Genomic DNA, 19,215 nt, shown 5'->3' on the forward strand with positions numbered 1-19,215 from the left:
AGCTTTATGAGCGATAGTGACGGCAAAAAGACCTTGGGTCTGCGTGGCGGCGGTTCCCGACCCGGGAACGTAAAACAGAGCTTTAGCCACGGGCGGACCAAGAATGTCGTGGTGGAAACCAAGCGCAAACGCGTTGTGGTGCCCAAGCCGGGCGGCAACAAGGGCGGCAATGCCGCACCTGCAACCGACGGTTCGCGTCGGCCTGCCGGGATTACCGATGCAGAGATGAGCCGCCGCCTGAAGGCGTTGCAGGCTGCCAAGGCGCGTGAGGTCGAAGACGCGGCCAATCGCGCAGCTGAAGAGAAAGCCCGCGAAGAAGATCGCGCCCGTCGCCGTGCCGAGGCCGAAGCCAAGGAACGCGAACAGCGCGAAGCGGAAGAAAAAGCCCGTCAAAAGGCCGAAGACGAAGAGCGCAAAAAGCGTGAAGCCGCAGAGGCTGCCAAGCGCTCTGCCGAGCCCGCCGCCAAGGCCGCAGCCCCTGCGGCTGATGCTGATGCTGCTGCGCCGCGCAACAACCCTGCTTCGAAACCGGCACCGGCGCAGACACCGCGCAAATCTGATCGTGAACGCGAAGAGCGTGGCCGCAGCGCCAAGGTGCGCACCGGCGACGACAACCGCCGTTCCGGCAAGCTGACACTGGGTCAGGCCACAGGTGGTGCGGGCAACCGTCACCGGTCCATGGCCTCGATGAAGCGGAAACAGGAACGCGCCCGTCAAAAAGCAATGGGTGGCACGGTTGAGCGCGAAAAGGTTCTGCGTGAAGTGCAGCTGCCCGAGGCGATCTTGGTCTCTGAGCTGGCAAACCGGATGTCCGAACGTGTTGGTGCGGTTGTAAAATCGCTGATGAACATGGGCATGATGGTAACACAGAACCAGACCATCGACGCCGATACTGCGGAACTGATCATCGAAGAATTCGGCCACAAGGTTGTCCGCGTTTCCGACTCTGACGTTGAAGACGTGATCAATGAAGTGCAAGACAAAGAAGAAGATCTGAAGCCACGTCCTCCTGTGATCACCATCATGGGTCACGTTGACCACGGTAAAACCTCGATCCTCGACGCCATCCGCAACGCCCGCGTTGTGGCCGGTGAGGCTGGCGGTATTACCCAGCATATTGGCGCCTATCAGGTTACCACCGAGAGCGGCGCCGTGCTGAGCTTCCTCGATACACCAGGCCACGCGGCCTTTACCTCGATGCGGTCACGCGGTGCGCAGGTAACGGATATCGTGGTTTTGGTTGTGGCTGCGGATGATGCGGTCATGCCACAAACGATCGAAGCCATCGCCCACGCCAAAGCGGCTGGGGTTCCGATGATTGTTGCGATCAACAAATGTGACAAACCGGCTGCGGATCCGATGAAGGTGCGCACCGACCTGTTGCAGCACGAAGTCATCGTTGAAGCCATGTCTGGTGAAGTTCAGGACGTCGAAGTCTCTGCGCATACCGGTCAGGGGCTGGATCAGCTGCTCGAAGCCATCGCGCTGCAGTCTGAAATCCTGGAACTGAAAGCCAACCCCGATCGTGCTGCCCAGGGCGCCGTGATCGAGGCACAGCTGGACGTGGGCCGCGGCCCCGTTGCAACTGTTCTGGTTCAGAATGGTACTCTGCGTCAGGGTGATATCTTTGTTGTGGGTGAGCAATACGGTAAGGTCCGTGCGCTGATCAACGACAAGGGAGAGCGCGTTGAATCAGCCGGTCCTTCGGTTCCTGTCGAGGTTCTGGGTCTCAACGGGACACCCGAAGCGGGTGACGTGCTGAACGTGACCGGGACCGAAGCGCAGGCCCGCGAGATCGCTGAATACCGCGCCCAGGCTGCCAAGGATAAGCGCGCTGCCGCTGGTGCCGCGACAACCCTGGAACAGCTGATGCAGAAGGCCAAAGACGACGAAACCGTCTCTGAGCTGCCTATTCTGGTCAAAGCCGACGTGCAGGGCTCTGCCGAAGCTATCGTTCAGGCGATGGAAAAAATCGGCAACGACGAAGTCCGCGTACGGGTTCTGCACTCTGGTGTTGGGGCCATCACCGAGACCGATATCGCCCTGGCCGAAGCCTCTGGCGCGCCTGTCATGGGCTTTAACGTGCGGGCCAATACCTCGGCCCGGAACACTGCCAACCAAAAAGGCGTCGAGATCCGCTATTATTCGGTGATCTACGATCTGGTCGACGACGTGAAAAAGGCCGCTTCTGGTCTGCTCAGCGCCGAGATCAAAGAGACCTTTATTGGCTATGCGCAGATCAAAGATGTCTTCAAGGTTTCCAACGTCGGCAAGGTCGCCGGCTGTCTGGTTACCGAAGGTGTCGCCCGCCGCTCCGCTGGTGTGCGTCTGCTGCGTGACAACGTGGTGATCCACGAAGGCACGCTGAAGACCCTGAAGCGTTTCAAAGACGAGGTTGCCGAAGTGCAGTCTGGTCAGGAATGTGGCATGGCCTTTGAGAACTACGAAGATATCCGCGCCAATGACGTTATCGAGATCTTTGAGCGTCAGGAAGTTGAGCGCAGCCTCGACTAAGCGCTTTAGGTCTGAACCTATAAAAAAGCCCCGGCCTTTGTGCCGGGGCTTTTTGTTTTGCGCCCCACAGGGAAACGCAGAGGGAATTCGTGTAGCAACCAAACCGGCTGAAGATCGCAAAGGGGAGGGGCGAACAGCTCTCTTGTGCTGGACATGTTTGCTACATTTATATCTTGCCGCGAAACGAGGCGCGGCAGAAGTCACGCTTTGGGATACCGCTGCTGTCCTCGGTATTGTCTCGTCTCAATGGTATTGGGGGCGCTGACCAAAAGGGTAAAGAAGGTGGGGCAGCCAATGGCTGCCCCGGTTCTGTGAGTGAGTGGTGGTCTATCGAGTGCAGAGTGACACGCGGTGATCCTTGAGGATCTTATGGCTGCACTGCACGGGTAGGGACTGCCTGTATGAAGAACCTGCCGAAGATCTCTTGCTGGCGTTCTGGGGAGAACATAGAGCCGTTTCGAGATCCTCTGGGTTGTCTGAGTAGAAGCTGTTGTGGTGGGTTTGTTAATGTTCTGCCCAATTTCTGACAAAATAGTTAACAAAAGGTTTCCGATGATTCGCAGTGCGAATCATTTTTTCGAAATTTGTGGGTATTTCACGGATTTTTCTGGCCACTGCGCAAGAAGGCTCTGTTTGTCACGCCGGATTATCGCACCAGATTATCGCACCAGAGCCGGCATGAGGCGCATAAAACAGGGCCTCATGCAAAGAGGCAGAGGCCCTGTTGGCCTTGGGTTTTTGCAGCGGGGCTAAAGCCAGTCGCGCAAAATGGGGATCAGCGGAATATCTGCGGCCGGCATGGGGTAGCTGCGCAGGTCCTGCGGGCGGACCCATTTTAAGGTTTGCCCTTCGCGGGCCTGTGGAATGCCCTCCCACTTGCGACAGGCAAACAGCGGCATCAGCAGATGAAACGTATCATAGCTATGGCTGGCAAAGGTCAGCGGCGCCAGGCAGGAAGACCAGGTGTCAATGCCCAGCTCTTCTTGCAATTCGCGTATCAGGGCCGCTTCGGGGGTCTCACCGGTTTCGATCTTGCCGCCGGGAAACTCCCACAGACCGGCCATGGATTTGCCTTCGGGGCGCTGTGCCAGCAGTACACGCCCCTCGACATCAATCAGCGCGACAGCGGAAACCAGAACGGTTTTCATGATCGGTAATCCGCATTGATGGTGATGTACTGATGGGTCAGATCGCAGGTCCAGACCGTGCAGGTGCCGCTTCCCAGGCCCAGGTCCACCTTGATGGTGATCTCATCACGGGTCATCTGCGCGGCGCCGTCTTCCTCGCGGTAATCGGGCGAGACCCAGCCCTTTTCGGCCACCAAAACATCGCCAAAGGAGATCGACAGCAGGTCCCTGTCAGCTTCGGCCCCGGATTTCCCGATGGCCATAACCACCCGGCCCCAGTTGGGATCTTCGCCGGCAATTGCGGTTTTCACCAGCGGCGAGTTGGCAATGGACAGCCCGTGGATCTTTGCTTCGGCATCCGATACCGCGCCAGTGATCTGGATCTCGACAAATTTTGTCGCGCCTTCTCCGTCGCGCACCACCTGATGCGCCAGGTCCAGCATCACCGCTTCCAGCGCCTGCGAGAATTCCGCACTGTCCGTGACATCAACCCCAGAGGCGCCGGTGGCACAGAGCATCAGACTGTCCGAGGTGGAGGTGTCACTGTCCACAGTGATGCAGTTGAAACTGCGATCACAAAGACGGCTGAGCTCGGTCTGCAGGGCATCCTGGGGCAGCTGCGCATCGGTAAAGATATAGACCAGCATGGTGGCCATATCCGGCGCGATCATGCCGGAGCCTTTGGCAATACCGGCAATCGACACGGTTTCACCGCCGATGATCACCTCTGCCGAAGCGCCCTTGGCAAAGGTGTCGGTGGTCATGATCGCCTTGGCGGCGGCTTCCAGCGCGGTCTCGTCCAGGCCTGCGTTCAGGTCTTTGATCTGGGCAATGATACGATCATGCGGCAGGGGCTCGCCAATGACACCGGTTGAGGCGGTAAAGATACGCGCTTCGGGCAGGCCGGTGATATCCGCAACAGCGGCACAGATCTCTGCAACCGAGGTCTGGCCGTAGTGACCGGTAAAGGCGTTGGAATTGCCGGAGTTCACCAGAATGGCGGCGCCAGCAGAGCTGTCACCACCCAGTTTCGCCTGACAATCGCGCACCGGCGCCGAGCGGGTTTTGGAGCGGGTGAAGGTGCCGGCAACCGTGGTGCCGGGATCCATCACGGCCAGCATCACATCGTCGCGGCCCTGGTATTTCACGCCGGCGGCACCAGCGCAAAGGCGCAGGCCCTTAATCACCGGCAGTTGCGGAAAAGCGGCGGGCGCCAAAGGCGAGCGGGGAAGACTATCACCCATAGTTAGTTCCTTACCAGGCTCAGATCGCGCAGGATTGCGGGGTCGAGATCGTCAATTTCAGGGCGGTCGATGAGAGCTGCAGCGGTCAGATCGCTGACACGGGCCTCAACAGCGGCATTCTGCAGTTCTTGGCTGAGCGTCTCGCGGACCTCTTCAAAGGTGGGGGCAGCAGTTTTGCGACGCTCTTTGAGCAGGATGAGGTGCCAGCCAAACTGGGTCTCCACCGGGTCGGAGATCTCCCCGGCCCGCAGGCCCAGCACGGCCTCTTCGAATTCGGGAACCATGCGTCCCTTGGTGAACCAACCCAGATCGCCGCCATTGGGGCCGGAAGGCCCGGTCGAGCGCTCTTTGGCCATGATTGAAAAGTCGGCACCGGTATCAAGCTCGGATTTGATCTCCAGCGCGTCCTCCTGGGTTTCGACCAGAATATGCGCGGCGTTGAACTCGTCCCCGCCGTCGCCATCCGAGTATTTATCCTCATAGGCTTGACGCAGAGCCTCTTCATTGCTGGCGCTTTTCATCACCGTCTCAATGACATTGGCAGCCAGCAGGGCGCGCTCTTCGTTGTCTACCGCAAGTTTCACATAATGCGGCACGCCGCCGTGCAGCTCTTGCTTTAGCGCGGTCTGCTGTACCAGCTGGTCGAGGATGGCATTATACAGCACATCATCCGGCAATTGCTTGTACTGTTCTGGCAGGCTGTCGCGGGCCATGATCATGTGACCCAGGGTGATCTCTTCGCCGTTGACGGTTGCAATCACGGTATTGGCATGTGGCGCGGCCAATGCAGGCAGGGGCAGGGCCATAAACAGGGCCACAGCTGTACCTTGCAGAAAAGTGAGACCTTTACGCATTGAATTCTTCCTAATTCCCGAGCCGCAAAGGGGCGCGGCGTTGACACTTATTTTCCTGCCCCTTACATCCCAAGGAGGCCCGAGGCAGGACCGTCGTTTCTTTTATTGTTTATGGGTTGCGACCACGACGGGCAAGCCTGCCCGACATCTGCCTGACACAAGGGCCACCAAGAGGATCGTTGGAGAACACATGCTGGGTATCGGAACACTCGCCAAAAAGGTTTTCGGGACGCCGAATGACCGCAAAATCAAGGCGACAGGGCCACTGGTTGCACAGATCAATGGACTGGAAGAAACGTTCGAGAAACTCAGCGACGAGGGTCTCCGGGAAAAAACCGCCGAGCTGCGCAAGCGGGCACTGGATGGTGAAAAGCTCGATGCGCTGCTGCCCGAAGCCTTTGCCAACGTGCGCGAAGCAGCGCGCCGCGCTTTGGGGCTGCGGGCCTTTGACACCCAGCTGATGGGCGGGATCTTCCTGCATCAGGGAAATATCTCCGAGATGAAGACGGGCGAGGGGAAAACCCTCGTGGCGACCTTCCCGGCCTATCTGAATGCGCTGACCGGGCGTGGTGTGCATGTGGTGACGGTGAACGAATACCTGGCCAAACGCGACGCCGAATGGATGAGCAAGGTTTTTGACGCGCTTGGCATGACAACCGGCGTCATCTGGTCGAACCAGCCCGATGAAGAAAAGATGGCGGCCTATGACAGTGATGTCACCTATGCCACCAACAACGAGTTGGGCTTTGACTACCTGCGCGACAACATGAAGCCCAGCCTGGATCAGGTTTTCCAAAAGCAACACAACTTTGCCATCGTTGATGAGGTCGACTCGATCCTGATCGACGAAGCGCGCACACCGCTGATCATTTCTGGTCCGGCTGAGGATCGCTCGGAACTCTATATCACCATCGACAAGATGATTCCCTTCCTGTCGGATGAGCACTTTGAGGTGGACGAAAAAACCCGCGGTGTGACCTTTACCGAGGAAGGCAATGAGTTTCTTGAGCAGAAGCTGATCGAGCACGGTCTTCTGGACGAGGGTGCTTCGCTTTATGATCCCGAAAGCACCACCGTTGTGCACCACGTGAACCAGGCCCTGCGGGCGCATAAGCTGTTCCAGCGTGACAAGGACTATATCGTGCGCGATGGCGAAGTGGTTCTGATTGATGAATTCACTGGCCGGATGATGGCCGGGCGCCGCCTCTCTGAGGGTCTGCATCAGGCCATCGAGGCCAAGGAAGAGGTCAATATCCAGCCGGAAAACACCACGCTGGCTTCTGTCACCTTCCAGAACTATTTCCGTCTCTATGACAAGCTGTCCGGCATGACCGGCACAGCCCTGACCGAAGCCGAGGAATTTGCCGAAATTTACGGTCTGGGCGTGGTTGAAGTGCCGACAAACAAACCCATCGCCCGGGTGGATGAGGATGACCGGGTCTACCGCACGGCGGCTGAAAAATTCCAGGCCATGGTGGAAGAAGCCATGACTGCGCATGCCAAAGGCCAGCCGGTTCTGCTGGGGACCACCTCAATCGAAAAGTCCGAACTGCTGAGCATGATGCTGCAGAAGGAAGGGGTAAAGCATAACGTGCTGAACGCGCGTCACCACGAACAGGAGGCCCAGATCGTTGCAGATGCGGGTCGGCTTGGCGCGGTGACTATCGCCACCAATATGGCGGGCCGTGGCACTGACATCCAGCTGGGTGGCAATGTCGACATGATCGTGATGGCGGCGCTTGAGGCCAACCCGGATGCGGATCCTGTGGCTTTGCGCGCCGAAGAAGAGGCCAAGCACGCCGAAGAAAAGAAAAAGGTTATCGAGGCAGGTGGCCTTTGTGTGATGGCTTCTGAGCGTCACGAAAGCCGCCGGATCGACAACCAGCTGCGGGGCCGCTCTGGTCGCCAGGGGGATCCGGGGCGCACCTGTTTCTATCTCAGCCTCGAAGACGATCTGATGCGTATCTTTGGCTCTGAGCGACTGGACAAGGTTCTGTCGAGCCTTGGCATGAAGGAAGGCGAAGCGATTATTCACCCCTGGGTGAACAAGTCGCTGGAACGCGCCCAAGCCAAGGTCGAAGGTCGCAACTTTGACATGCGTAAGAACGTGCTCAAATTTGACGACGTGATGAATGACCAGCGTAAGGTGATCTTTGGTCAGCGTCGTGAAATCATGGCCGCCGAAGACCTGTCCGAAATCATTGGTGACATGCGTCACGAGGTGATCGACGAGCTGATCGACACCTATATGCCGCCCAAAACCTATGCCGAGCAATGGGACATCGAAGGTCTGCACGCCGCCGTGCTGGAAAAGTTGAGCATAGACGCGCCGGTTGCCGAATGGGCCGCCGAAGAGGGTGTCGACGACGAACATATGTCGGAACGCCTGGCCGAGGTCGCCAATCAGATGATGGCAGAAAAGACCGAGGCCTTTGGCCCCGAAAGCATGCGCAACATTGAAAAGCAGGTGCTGTTGCAGACCATCGACGCCAAATGGCGCGAACATCTGCTGACGCTGGAACATCTGCGCTCGGTTGTGGGGTTCCGCAGCTATGCGCAGCGCGATCCGCTGAACGAGTATAAAAACGAAAGCTTCCAGCTGTTTGAAACCATGCTCGATTCGCTGCGCGAAGATGTAACCAAGCAGCTGAGCCGGGTGCGTCCTATGACCGACGAAGAGCAACAGCAGATGTTGGCTGAAATGGCCGCCCGTCAGGCCGCCATGCAGCAGATGGCGCTGGGTGGGGCTCCGGCGGCGCCTGACGCCAATTCAGAGGATGCGGCTCCCGGATTTGTCGAGGCTGATCCCTCGACCTGGGGCAACCCTTCACGCAATGACAAATGTCCCTGCGGATCGGGCAAAAAGTTCAAACATTGCCACGGACGTCTGGCCTGATCCTCGTTGACCTGATCCTTTCCATCCAGTTCGGGTGGTGCGGAAAGCCCGGTTTGGCTCCAGCATAAACTAATCATAAATAGCCCCGGCCTTTGGTCGGGGTTAATTCTTTTTGGCTACCCATTTGCAGGAGATCACCAAAAGCGGCAGGGCAGAGCACCGCGCCGTATTTGGTCAATTTGCGGATGAATGCCTGATTCTTATCAATGGGTGGCCATAGATCGGCCTCCTTTTGCGGGCCTATTTGACAGGCCCGTATTCGGTTTTGAATTAGGTATTGGAGGGTAGAAATGCTGAACAAACGCATAGTTCTGATGAGCGCGGCCACCGCCGCCTGCGCATTGGGAATCGGTTTCTTTATGCAGCCCACCACCTTTGGGTCTGCGGGCCTGGCTGGTGGCTCTGATCAGGCGGGGCTGCAGTTGCCGCAAGACCCAGAGCTGGCCAGGCCGATCGCTATCGAAAAGATCACCCTGACATCTGCAAACCCGGGCCTTTCCGAGGATGATGACATCCCCCCTACGCAGCGCCAGCCTGCGCAGCGCCAGTCACCGGTTGCAGCCTGTGGCGTGACAGCCAGCGCCACCGCGCTTCCTGGCGCCCTGGTGGCGTTGCAGATCTCTGCGCCTTGTCGGGGGAATGAGCGGATTACCCTGCACCATCAGGGCATGATGGTCACGGAAACACTTGGCCCGGACGGGCAGCTTGATCTGGTGATCCCGGCACTGTCCAGCACAGCCACCTTTATCATCGCGCCCGCCACCCTCACGCCCACTGACGCGGCGGCGACAGCGGCGGTTGGCGCGGTTGTGCAGGTTGCGGTGCCGGATATGGCAGAGGTCGACCGGGTGGTACTGCAGTGGAGCGGCAACAGCGGCTTTGAAATCCATGCCCGTGAGTTTGGGGCGCAATACGGTGAAAACGGCCATGTCTGGCATGGGGCTGACCCCAGTCAGAAGGCTGCGGGTAAGCTGATGCAGCTGGGGGATGCTACGCAACTGGTCCCACGCCTGGCAGAGATCTATAGCTTTCAACGCAACCAGGGGGAGGCCCCCCCCGCAGCCGGAGACATCGAAATCAGCGTCGAGGCAGAGATCACCGAGATCAATTGTGGCCGTGAAATTGCGGCACAAAGCCTGCGGGTTGTCGCGGGACGGGTACAAACGCGGGATCTGGTTCTCAACATGCCAGATTGCACCGCCTCTGGTGACTTTCTGGTGTTGAATAATCTGGTAGAAAACCTGAAAATCGCGGCAAGATGATCTGCGGCTAATTCAGGACTTCAAATGGTCAATTTTCGTGCGGCGGTTTGCGCCGCACTTCTCCTTTTTGTCACTGCGCACAGTGGACAGGCGCAGGATGTCACCCTGTCGTCCCCTGATGGCGTGGTGGAAATCACCGGCAACCTTTTGGGATTTGACGGAGAATTCTATCGGGTCGAGACCAAGTTTGGAGAGTTGACGCTCGATGGATCGGGGGTCAGTTGCGAAGGGCCGGGCTGTCCCAGCCTGTCGGATTTTGTGGCCGAAGTGACCCTGTCCGGTTCGGCGCAGATGGCAGAGGTTCTTTTGCCGGCGCTGATCGAAGGTTTTGCCCTGCGCAATGGCTATAAAACCCAACGTATGTCCCAGCCCGAGGGCAACTTTGACTACCTTCTGTTGCAGCGCGAAGGGCGCCCCGTGGCGCGGTTTTCCTTTCTGGTCAGTACCACCGATGTGGGCTTTGCCGATTTGATCGCGCAGGAGGCCGATATCGTCATGGCCCTGCGTGAAATTCGCCCCACGGAACAAACACTGGCCCGCGCCGCCGGGCTGGGGGATATGACACAGGCCACACGCAGCCGGATTGTGGCGCTGGACGCCATGGTGCCGGTGGTCTCGCCCGAGAACCCGGTTACCCGGATCTCTATCCCCGATCTGGCGGGCGTTTTTTCTGGTGCAATCACCAACTGGAAGACGCTTGGGGGGCCGGATGCCCCAATTTCCGTGCATATGCCTCTGGCGAATTCTGGATTGACCCAGGGCTTTGCGGATCGGGTTTTGACCGCCTCAGGGGTGCAGCTGACACAGGATCTGCGGCATCATGAGCGCGGGGCGACCCTGGTTCGGAGGGTTGCGACGGATCCCTTTGCAATTGGCATCACCAGTTTTTCCAACACGGGAAGCACCCGGATGCTGACCCTGACAGGCGCCTGTGGGTTTGCGCTGCGGGCCAACCGACGTGGAATTAAAACCGAAGACTACCCGCTGACGGCACCGATGTTTTTGTATTTGCCGCAGCGCCGTCTGGCCAAGGTGGCGCGGGACTTTCTCGCCTATGTGCGGGGTCCGGGGGCGCAGATCGTGATCCGGCGCGCAGGCTTTGTCGATCAGGCGCAGGAACATATTTCGATGAATGCCCAGGGTGACCGGCTGAGCAATGCGATTTTAGCGGCTGGCCCTGAGGTGGAACTGACAGAGTTGCAACGGCTGGTGAGTCGGCTGGCCGGGTTTCGGCGCCTGACCACCTCTTTTCGCTTTGAAGCGGGCTCTTCCCGCCCGGATGCGCAGTCCCGCAGCAACGTGGCGCAATTGGCCCGGGCGCTGGAAACCGGGCTTTATGACGGCAAGGTGCTTAATTTTGTGGGGTTTTCTGACGGCGACGGGGCGGCTGCCGGTAACCGGAGTATTGCTTTGAAACGGGCAGAGAGCGTGCGTGATGCGGTTCTGGCCACGGCCGAGGCAGGCAGTGTCGCGCGGGTTTCGGTGCAGGTAGATGCCTTTGGCGAAGCGCTGCCAATGGCCTGCGACGACAGTGATTGGGGGCGTCAGGTCAACCGCCGGGTTGAGGTCTGGGTTCAGTAGCCCGTCGGGCGCACCCCCGCGGGCCAGGTTTTGAGCCCAAAAGGGGGGGCTCCGGCAGCTATTGCTCTTATCACGGATGAGATAAAGCGCCGCTGACCCGGCCGCCGCTGGTGCGGCGCGGTTGCACTGTGAGGGCACTGGCACCGGGTCACAACAGGCCTTCTGATCGGAAACTGAGCTCAGCATCACTGCCAATGATCAGATGGTCATGCAGGATGACCCCCAGTGGGGTGAGCGCCTGGTTGATCCGATTGGTCATGTCGATGTCACTGGCAGAGGGCGAGGGATCGCCTGAGGGGTGGTTATGGACCAGAATGAGCGCGCTTGCGTTCAGGTCCAGCGCCCGTTTGGCCACCTCACGCGGGTAGACAGGCACATGATCAATGGTGCCGCGCGCCTGTTCCTCATCCGCGATCAGGCAGTTCTTGCGGTCCAGAAACAGCACCCGAAAATGCTCGGTACTGCGATGGGCCATTGCCGTGTGGCAATAGTCCAGCAACGCGTCCCAGCTGGAAATCACCTGCCGCTGCATTATTCGGGCACGGGCCATACGCTGGGCGGCGGCCTCCAGCACCTTGAGATCGGTGATCAGCGCCTCGCCGACTCCTTTGACCTGGGCCAGCCGTTCGGGCCGGGCGCTGACCACGCGGGCAAAGTCGCCAAACTGTTTCAGCAACTGATGCGCCAGCGGTTTTACATCCTGTCGCGGCAACGAGCGAAACAGCACCAATTCCAGCAGTTCGTAATCCGGCATGGCAGCGGCGCCCCCGTCGCGAAAGCGTTGCCGCAGGCGCAGGCGGTGGTCCTTGATATAGGAGGGCAGGCGACCGGCCTTCAGCGGAGGGGGAGAGGGGCTGTCCTGGGCCAGGGTCTCCTCGTTTGAGAACAGTGGCAAGGTGCCAGTGTCGCCTGCCGCGCCATGTGCTGCCATCTGGTGTCTCCCTGATGGTGGTACAGAGAGGGAAAGATTAGGCCGGGAATCTGTGCCAACAAAAGAAAAGCGCCCCCTAAGGAGCGCTTTTAATGGTGCTGTTTTGGTTTGGAGGGTCTGAGCGCGGCTCACCTCACCCCTTCATGCCGTCCCAGAAGCCTTTCACCGAAGAAAAGAAGCTGCGGGATTCGGGGTTGGTGGTGTCTTCCGACAGATCCTCAAATTCGCGCAGGATTTCCTTTTGCCGGGAGGTCAGGTTGACCGGTGTTTCCACCGCCAGCTCAATGAACATGTCGCCGACACCGCCGCCACGCAGGGCGGGCATGCCCTTGCTGCGCAGACGCATCTGGCGACCAGACTGGCTGCCCTCGGGGATCTGCACGCGGCCACGACCACCGTCGATGGTGGGCACCTCAATGGCGCCCCCCAGGGCGGCCTTGGCCATGGAAACGGGCACCCGGCAATAGAGATTGTTGCCGTCGCGCTCAAACAGATCATGGGCGGAGACCTCGACAAAGATGTAGAGATCACCGGGAGGACCACCGCGCAGGCCTGCCTCACCTTCGCCAGCCAGGCGAATGCGGGTGCCGGTCTCCACGCCTGCGGGAATGTTCACCGACAGGGAGCGGTCCTTTTCGATCCGGCCATGACCGTGGCAGGTTTTACAGGGGTTCTTGATGATCTGACCCAGACCGGAACAGGTCGGGCAGCTGCGTTCCACGGTAAAGAAGCCCTGCTGCGCGCGTACCTTGCCCATACCGGAACAGGTGGGGCAGGTGGTGGGCTCTACGCCACCTTCGGCACCGGAGCCGTCACAAGAGGTACAAGAGACCGAAGTGGGCACCTTGATGGTCTTGTGCAGGCCAGAGAAGGCCTCTTCGAGGGAGACGCGCAGATTATAGCGCAGATCAGCCCCACGAGAGGCGCGCTGACGTCCGCCGCCGGCCTGACCACGGCCGCCCATGAAGTCACCAAACAGATCGTCAAAGACATCGGAGAAGGCCGAGGAGAAGTCCCCGTTGCCGCCACCGGGTCCACCGTGGCCACGGCCACCGCCGCCGCCCATGCCGTTTTCAAAGGCGGCATGACCAAAGCGGTCATAGGCGGCCTTTTTCTCGGCGTCTTTCAGGACTTCATAGGCCTCGTTGGCCTCTTTGAACTGTGCTTCGGCATCCGGATTGTCGCTGTTGCGATCGGGATGCAGCTCTTTGGCCTTCGTGCGAAAGCCCTTTTTGATTTCATCGGCGCTGGCACCCTTGGCCACTCCGAGAATCTCGTAATAGTCACGTTTCGACATCGGTTTACCCCTGCTGCCTCAACGACAACGAGCCGGTCCGTGGTCGGACCGGCCCGCCGTGGCCAAGTGTTCAGACCTTAGCGCTTGTCGCCGTCCAGATCTTCGAATTCGGCGTCGACGATGTCGTCATCACCAGGAGCCGCGCCTTCGTCAGCAGCGGAAGGCTCGTCGCCGGTCTCATCCTGAGCAGCCTTGTAGATGGCTTCGCCCAGACGCATGGAGGCCTCGGTGACGTTCTGGATGCCTGCCTTGATCTTTTCGGCGCTGGCGTCGTCACCTTCCAGATCATCACGCAGCGCGGCCAGAGCCAGCTCGATGGCTTCGACAGTGGAGGGATCCACTTTGTCGCCATGCTCTTCGACGTGCTTTTCGGTCGAGTGGATCAGGCTTTCGGCCTGGTTCCGCGCTTCGATCAGCTCGCGACGCTCTTTATCCGCCTCGGCGTTGTCTTCCGCGTCCTTGACCATCTGGTCGATGTCGGCGTCGGACAGACCACCAGAAGCCTGGATGGTGATAACCTGCTCTTTGCCGGTGCCTTTGTCTTTGGCCGAAACCGAAACGATGCCGTTGGCGTCGATGTCAAAGGTCACTTCGATCTGTGGCAGGCCACGAGGCGCTGGTGGGATCTCTTCGAGGTTGAATTGACCCAGCATCTTGTTGTCCGCCGCCATTTCGCGCTCACCCTGGAAAACCCGGATGGTCACAGCCGACTGGTTGTCTTCGGCGGTCGAGAAGACCTGAGACTTTTTGGTCGGGATGGTGGTGTTGCGGTCGATCAGGCGGGTGAAGACACCGCCGAGGGTTTCGATACCCAGCGACAGAGGCGTCACGTCGAGCAGAACAACGTCTTTGACGTCGCCCTGCAGAACGCCGGCCTGAATGGCGGCACCCATGGCAACCACTTCGTCAGGGTTCACACCCTTGTGGGGCTCTTTGCCAAAGAATTTGGTGACCTCTTCGATCACTTTTGGCATCCGGGTCATACCACCAACCAGAACAACTTCGTCGATGTCCGAGGCCGAGATACCGGCGTCTTTCAGAGCAGCAGCGCAGGGTTTCATCGAGGCTTTGATCAGATCGTTGACCAGGCTTTCCAGCTTGGCGCGGGTCATTTTCATCACCAGGTGCAGGGGCTGGCCCGAGGAAGGATCCATCGAGATGAAGGGCTGGTTGATTTCGGTCTGGCTGGAAGAAGACAGCTCGATCTTGGCTTTTTCAGAGGCTTCTTTCAGACGCTGCAGGGCCATTTTGTCTTTGGTCAGATCAACGCCGTGCTCTTTTTTGAACTCGCCCGCCAGGTAGTTGACGATGCGCATGTCAAAGTCTTCACCACCCAGGAAGGTGTCGCCGTTGGTCGATTTCACTTCGAACAGGCCATCGTCGATTTCCAGGATGGTCACGTCGAAGGTACCACCACCAAGGTCATAAACCGCGATGGTCTGGGTTTCTTCCTTGTCGAGACCATAGGCCAGCGCAGCGGCTGTTGGCTCGTTGATGATGCGCAGCACTTCGAGGCCAGCAATCTTGCCGGCGTCTTTGGTGGCCTGACGCTGGGCGTCGTTGAAATAGGCTGGAACCGTGATCACGGCCTGGGTCACGTCTTCGCCCAGGTAGGATTCTGCGGTTTCTTTCATCTTGCCGAGGATAAAGGCAGAGATCTGCGAAGGAGAGTATTTCTCGCCCTTGGCTTTGACCCATGCATCACCATTGCCGCCGCTGATCAATTCAAAGGGCAGGTTTTTTTTGTCTTTGGCGAGGTCTGCATCGTCAAACCGGCGACCGATCAGGCGCTTGACGCCAAAGACGGTGTTGTCTGGGTTGGTGACGGCCTGGCGCTTGGCTGCTTGACCAACCAGACGCTCTTCGTCGGTGAAGGCGACGATCGAGGGGGTGGTGCGTGCGCCTTCGGCGTTTTCAATTACGCGCGGCTGCGAGCCATCCATGATAGCAATACAAGAGTTGGTTGTTCCGAGGTCAATCCCGATAACTTTGCTCATTTTGATCCCTTTACTTACTAAGGCGATTACCCGCGGCCTGAACCCGTTGTGGCATCCAGGCCCCGATTTTGTTGCAGCGGGGTCTGCACCTCACTGCGTCACGGCGTATATAGGGAGCGGAAATTGACCCTGCAAGCGCCAGAACGCACCGAGATTTGCGATTCAGTGCGCTTTTTTGCATGTGATGTAGTTAAGAATGGAATAATCGGCATGAGCTTGTTGAGATTGCGTGGGTTTGAAATCCACAAGGGCCATCTGGATCTCGCCTCACAGCGCGCCCTGATTGAGGTCCTGCGACCAATTTTACGGACCGCCCCGCTGTTCTCTCCTACCGCGCCGGGGGGAAGAAAATTGTCGGTGCGTATGACATCGGCAGGGAAATTCGGCTGGTTTGCCGATGAGACCGGCTACCGCTACGTCGAAACCCACCCCACGGGCATAGGCTGGCCTGCGATCCCCGACAGGCTGCTGGAGCTTTGGCACGACATTACGGGTTTGCAGCGGCAACCGGATTCCTGTCTGCTGAATTATTTTGGTCCGGATGCCAAAATGGGGCTGCACCAGGACAAAGATGAGGCGGATTTTTCCTTTCCCGTGGTGTCGATCAGCCTGGGGGATGATGGGCTGTTTCGCATGGGCGACACCCGGCGCGGCGGCAAGACGGATAGCATCTGGCTCAACTCGGGCGATGTGGTGGTGATGGGCGGCGCGGCGCGGCTTGCCTATCACGGGGTGGACCGGATCCGGTTCCAATCATCGCGGCTGCTGCCCAAGGGCGGGCGCATCAATCTGACCCTGCGGGTGGTGACTTGATCTGGCAGAAGCTGGCAGATCTGCGGGGCTTTGGTGACACCGCACGAGAATATCCGTGCTTGCCCCGCGAATGGGCAGGTTTTTCAGACAAAACAGGGCGTTGAAAACGGCCTGATCAGCGTCGCGCGCTCCAGCTGATCGAGACATGCCGACGGGTATAGAACTCTCCCATCAGGCCAATCACAACCAAGGTCAGCGCCACCCAGGCGGCGTATTCCCAGTTGCTGTAATGAGGGTTGTAGTTGATAAAAACAAAGCCCCGCGCCTGATCAATACAGTGAAACAGCGGGTTCCAGTCAAACATCGCCAACATGAAACTGGGCAGGGTATTGGCCAGGAACATCTTGCCCGAGGCAATCATATTGGCACGCTGATAGATGGTGGTCAAAATGCCCACAACGCCAGGAGCCCAGGGTTTCAGCACCAGAAACACCAAGCCAACAGAGGCCCCGGTGACCCAGGCCAGCAGGATCATGCCATAGGCCTGAATGGGCTGTTCGATCTCCAGCGGGGTAAAGGCCACATGATAGACAAACAGGATCAGAAACAGCGACACCGTCTGGATATAGAGCGAGCCAAGCGCCGCCGAGAGAATCGCCACCATGGTATTCATTGGCGCATGTTGCATCATCGGGCTGGCTGGGCCTTCGGCGCCGGCAACGGCACCAACGGTTTTGGTATGGGTCAGGAACAGAAAGATACCCGACATCACATAGAGCAGGAAATCGCCCCGAATAGCAGACCCGCGCATCCCCAGCACCGAGAACATAAAGTAGAAGACAGCAACAAACATCACCGCCTGCATAATATTCATTCCCAAAGCGATGAGCGCATTATTGTGTTTTGAACGGACACTGCGCACGACAGAATGAAAGACCACCTCAAAGAGTGAGATGGCGCTGAAAATTCCTGTCGTCTTTGGACGGATCTGAAACATTTTGCCTGCGATCTGTATGGGGGCCAAAACAGCTGACCGATAATCCAAGGGACTTCTTGATGATCCACCTGCGAGTCAGCATAAGGGGGCGGAGGCAAATTTTCAATTAACCCTTTCGAGCAAGGAGCGCTTGTGTGACCTACGAAGAGCTTATTCCAGTGATCCGCCGCCTGGCGATCGAGGCCGGCAACAAAATCATGGAAATCTATAATTCCGATGAGTTCGAGGTGAAGGTAAAGTCTGACGACAGCCCGGTAACGGCTGCGGATGAGGCCGCGGATGCTCTGATTTCGGCGGGGCTGCGCAGTGCCTTTCCAGACCTGATGCTGGTCACCGAAGAGCAATCCGAGTCGCATAAGGCGCGCGGCGATACCTTCCTGATCGTGGATCCCCTGGACGGAACCAAGGAATTCATCCACCGGCGCGGCGATTTCACCGTCAATATCGCTCTGGTCGAAAAGGGCGTGCCGACCCGTGGTGTGGTCTATGCCCCGGCCAAGAACCGCATGTTCTTTACCCTGGCGGATGGGTCCGCTGTGGAAGAAACCGGCGCCTTTGATCCGGCGGTGATTGGCGAGACAAGCCCGATCCGGGTTGCCAAAAGTGACAATGCAGCGCTGATGGTTGTGGCCTCCAAATCGCACCGCGATCAAGCGACCGAAGATTACATCAATAAATATGCCGTCAAGGACAGCAAAAGCGCGGGCTCGTCGTTGAAATTCTGCCTGGTGGCAACCGGCGAGGCGGATATCTACCCCCGTGTTGGCCGCACCATGGAGTGGGACACCGCTGCAGGGCATGCGGTGCTGTCTGGTGCAGGTGGCAAAGTGGTCCGCTTTGACGATCATTCGCCGCTTCTGTATGGCAAGGAAGACTACGCCAACCCCTTCTTTATTGCCTATGCGCCTGATGTTGAGTTGAAAGAAGCCTGATGTCCGTTCTGATCGTCATTCCTGCCCGCTATGCCTCCACCCGCTATCCCGGCAAACCGCTTGTTGAGCTGACCGGCGCCAATGGAGATAGGCTCACCTTGATTGAACGCTCCTGGCGTGCGGCCTGCGCCGTTCAGGGCGTTGACCGCGTGGTTGTGGCAACCGATGATGATCGTATCCAGACGGCAGCCCATGGGTTTGGCGCCGAAGTGGTGATGACCTCGCAGAGCTGTGCCAATGGCACCGAACGCTGCGCCGAGGCCCACGCGGCGCTGGGCGGTGGCTATGAGGTGGTGGTGAACCTGCAGGGGGACGCACCTTTGACGCCGCATTGGTTCATCGAAGATCTGGTGGCGGGGCTGCGCGCCGCCCCAGGCATGGGGCTGGCGACACCGGTGCTGCAATGCGATGGCGAGACGCTCAACAGCCTGCTGAGCGATCGTGCAGCGGGGCGCGTTGGCGGCACCACGGCGGTTTTTGGCCGCGATCACAGCGGGCTCTATTTCTCCAAAGAGGTCATCCCCTTCTGTGCGGAGCACTTTGAGGGCGCGGCGCCGACACCTGTCTATCATCATGTCGGGGTTTATGCCTATCGGCCTGATGCACTGGCCGACTATCCCAGCTGGCCAGTTGGCCCCCTGGAGCAGCTCGAAGGGCTGGAGCAACTGCGGTTTCTAGAGAATGACCGCAAGATACTTTGCGTTGAGGTGGAGGCACGTGGCCGGGAATTCTGGGAGCTGAACAACCCTGAAGATGTGGCGCGTATTGAGGCAATGATGATGAAAATGGGCGAAAATTAAGCAAAATTCCCCTAGTTGATGCTGTCGCTA

Annotated in this window: 14 protein-coding genes; 7 read left to right on the plus strand and 7 right to left on the minus strand. The window is 58.7% G+C overall.

Annotated elements, in window-relative coordinates; genetic code table 11:
* Nucleotides 1-6 precede the first annotated feature (6 nt).
* Nucleotides 7-2,514 carry a translation initiation factor IF-2 gene (gene infB, locus ARCT_RS0122835; protein WP_027242159.1) on the plus strand — a complete coding sequence of 836 codons (2,508 nt, stop codon included), beginning with the start codon at nucleotides 7-9 and terminating at the stop codon, nucleotides 2,512-2,514.
* A gap of 749 nt (nucleotides 2,515-3,263) precedes the next feature.
* Here infB and mutT read toward each other — a convergent pair.
* From mutT to ARCT_RS0122850, 3 genes are read right to left on the minus strand one after another with little or no spacing between them, the layout of a single operon-like run.
* Nucleotides 3,264-3,662, minus strand: a complete 399-nt coding sequence (gene mutT / locus ARCT_RS0122840; RefSeq protein WP_027242160.1) for an 8-oxo-dGTP diphosphatase MutT — start codon at nucleotides 3,660-3,662, stop codon at nucleotides 3,264-3,266.
* Complete coding sequence (argJ, locus tag ARCT_RS0122845; protein WP_027242161.1) at nucleotides 3,659-4,885, minus strand: bifunctional glutamate N-acetyltransferase/amino-acid acetyltransferase ArgJ; 1,227 nt, start codon at nucleotides 4,883-4,885, stop codon at nucleotides 3,659-3,661. Before argJ ends, mutT begins: the two co-directional genes overlap by 4 nt.
* Before the next feature lie 2 nt (nucleotides 4,886-4,887).
* Entirely contained in the window at nucleotides 4,888-5,739 is an 852-nt protein-coding gene (locus tag ARCT_RS0122850; RefSeq protein ID WP_027242162.1) for a peptidylprolyl isomerase, read from the minus strand.
* Nucleotides 5,740-5,929: 190 nt separating this feature from the next.
* On the opposite strand from ARCT_RS0122850, the gene secA reads away from it, so the two are divergent.
* From secA to ARCT_RS0122865, 3 genes are all read left to right on the plus strand, one after another.
* Nucleotides 5,930-8,635: a preprotein translocase subunit SecA gene (gene secA / locus ARCT_RS0122855; protein ID WP_027242163.1), complete on the plus strand. Its 2,706-nt coding sequence runs from the start codon at nucleotides 5,930-5,932 to the stop codon at nucleotides 8,633-8,635.
* A 290-nt stretch (nucleotides 8,636-8,925) separates the two neighbouring features.
* Nucleotides 8,926-9,897: a hypothetical protein gene (locus ARCT_RS0122860; protein ID WP_027242164.1), complete on the plus strand. Its 972-nt coding sequence runs from the start codon at nucleotides 8,926-8,928 to the stop codon at nucleotides 9,895-9,897.
* A gap of 24 nt (nucleotides 9,898-9,921) precedes the next feature.
* Entirely contained in the window at nucleotides 9,922-11,478 is a 1,557-nt protein-coding gene (locus tag ARCT_RS0122865; RefSeq protein ID WP_027242165.1) for a phosphate ABC transporter substrate-binding/OmpA family protein, read from the plus strand.
* Between the two features lie 148 nt (nucleotides 11,479-11,626).
* On the opposite strand, the gene radC is transcribed toward ARCT_RS0122865, so the two are convergent.
* From radC to dnaK, 3 genes are all read right to left on the minus strand, one after another.
* On the minus strand, nucleotides 11,627-12,409 hold the full coding sequence (gene radC, locus ARCT_RS0122870; RefSeq protein ID WP_051360964.1) for a RadC family protein: 783 nt from the start codon (nucleotides 12,407-12,409) through the stop codon (nucleotides 11,627-11,629).
* 133 nt (nucleotides 12,410-12,542) lie between these two features.
* Nucleotides 12,543-13,706, minus strand: coding sequence for a molecular chaperone DnaJ (dnaJ, locus tag ARCT_RS0122875; protein ID WP_027242167.1), 1,164 nt, complete (start codon nucleotides 13,704-13,706; stop codon nucleotides 12,543-12,545).
* 77 nt (nucleotides 13,707-13,783) lie between these two features.
* Nucleotides 13,784-15,703: a molecular chaperone DnaK gene (gene dnaK, locus ARCT_RS0122880; protein ID WP_027242168.1), complete on the minus strand. Its 1,920-nt coding sequence runs from the start codon at nucleotides 15,701-15,703 to the stop codon at nucleotides 13,784-13,786.
* A gap of 210 nt (nucleotides 15,704-15,913) precedes the next feature.
* Between dnaK and ARCT_RS0122885 the strand changes: the two genes are divergently transcribed.
* Complete coding sequence (locus ARCT_RS0122885) at nucleotides 15,914-16,516, plus strand: alpha-ketoglutarate-dependent dioxygenase AlkB family protein (protein WP_027242169.1); 603 nt, start codon at nucleotides 15,914-15,916, stop codon at nucleotides 16,514-16,516.
* A gap of 115 nt (nucleotides 16,517-16,631) precedes the next feature.
* On the opposite strand, the gene ARCT_RS0122890 is transcribed toward ARCT_RS0122885, so the two are convergent.
* Complete coding sequence (locus ARCT_RS0122890) at nucleotides 16,632-17,453, minus strand: ABC transporter permease (protein WP_027242170.1); 822 nt, start codon at nucleotides 17,451-17,453, stop codon at nucleotides 16,632-16,634.
* Between the two features lie 134 nt (nucleotides 17,454-17,587).
* Between ARCT_RS0122890 and cysQ the strand changes: the two genes are divergently transcribed.
* Both cysQ and ARCT_RS0122900 read left to right on the plus strand, forming a co-directional pair.
* The gene (cysQ, locus tag ARCT_RS0122895; RefSeq protein ID WP_027242171.1) at nucleotides 17,588-18,385 is read left to right on the plus strand and encodes a 3'(2'),5'-bisphosphate nucleotidase CysQ; all 798 of its coding nucleotides are present in this window, start codon (nucleotides 17,588-17,590) and stop codon (nucleotides 18,383-18,385) included.
* On the plus strand, nucleotides 18,385-19,185 hold the full coding sequence (locus tag ARCT_RS0122900; protein WP_027242172.1) for a 3-deoxy-manno-octulosonate cytidylyltransferase: 801 nt from the start codon (nucleotides 18,385-18,387) through the stop codon (nucleotides 19,183-19,185). Before cysQ ends, ARCT_RS0122900 begins: the two co-directional genes overlap by 1 nt.
* Nucleotides 19,186-19,215 lie beyond the last annotated feature (30 nt).

The organism is Pseudophaeobacter arcticus DSM 23566 (assembly GCF_000473205.1).
GTDB lineage: Bacteria > Pseudomonadota > Alphaproteobacteria > Rhodobacterales > Rhodobacteraceae > Pseudophaeobacter > Pseudophaeobacter arcticus.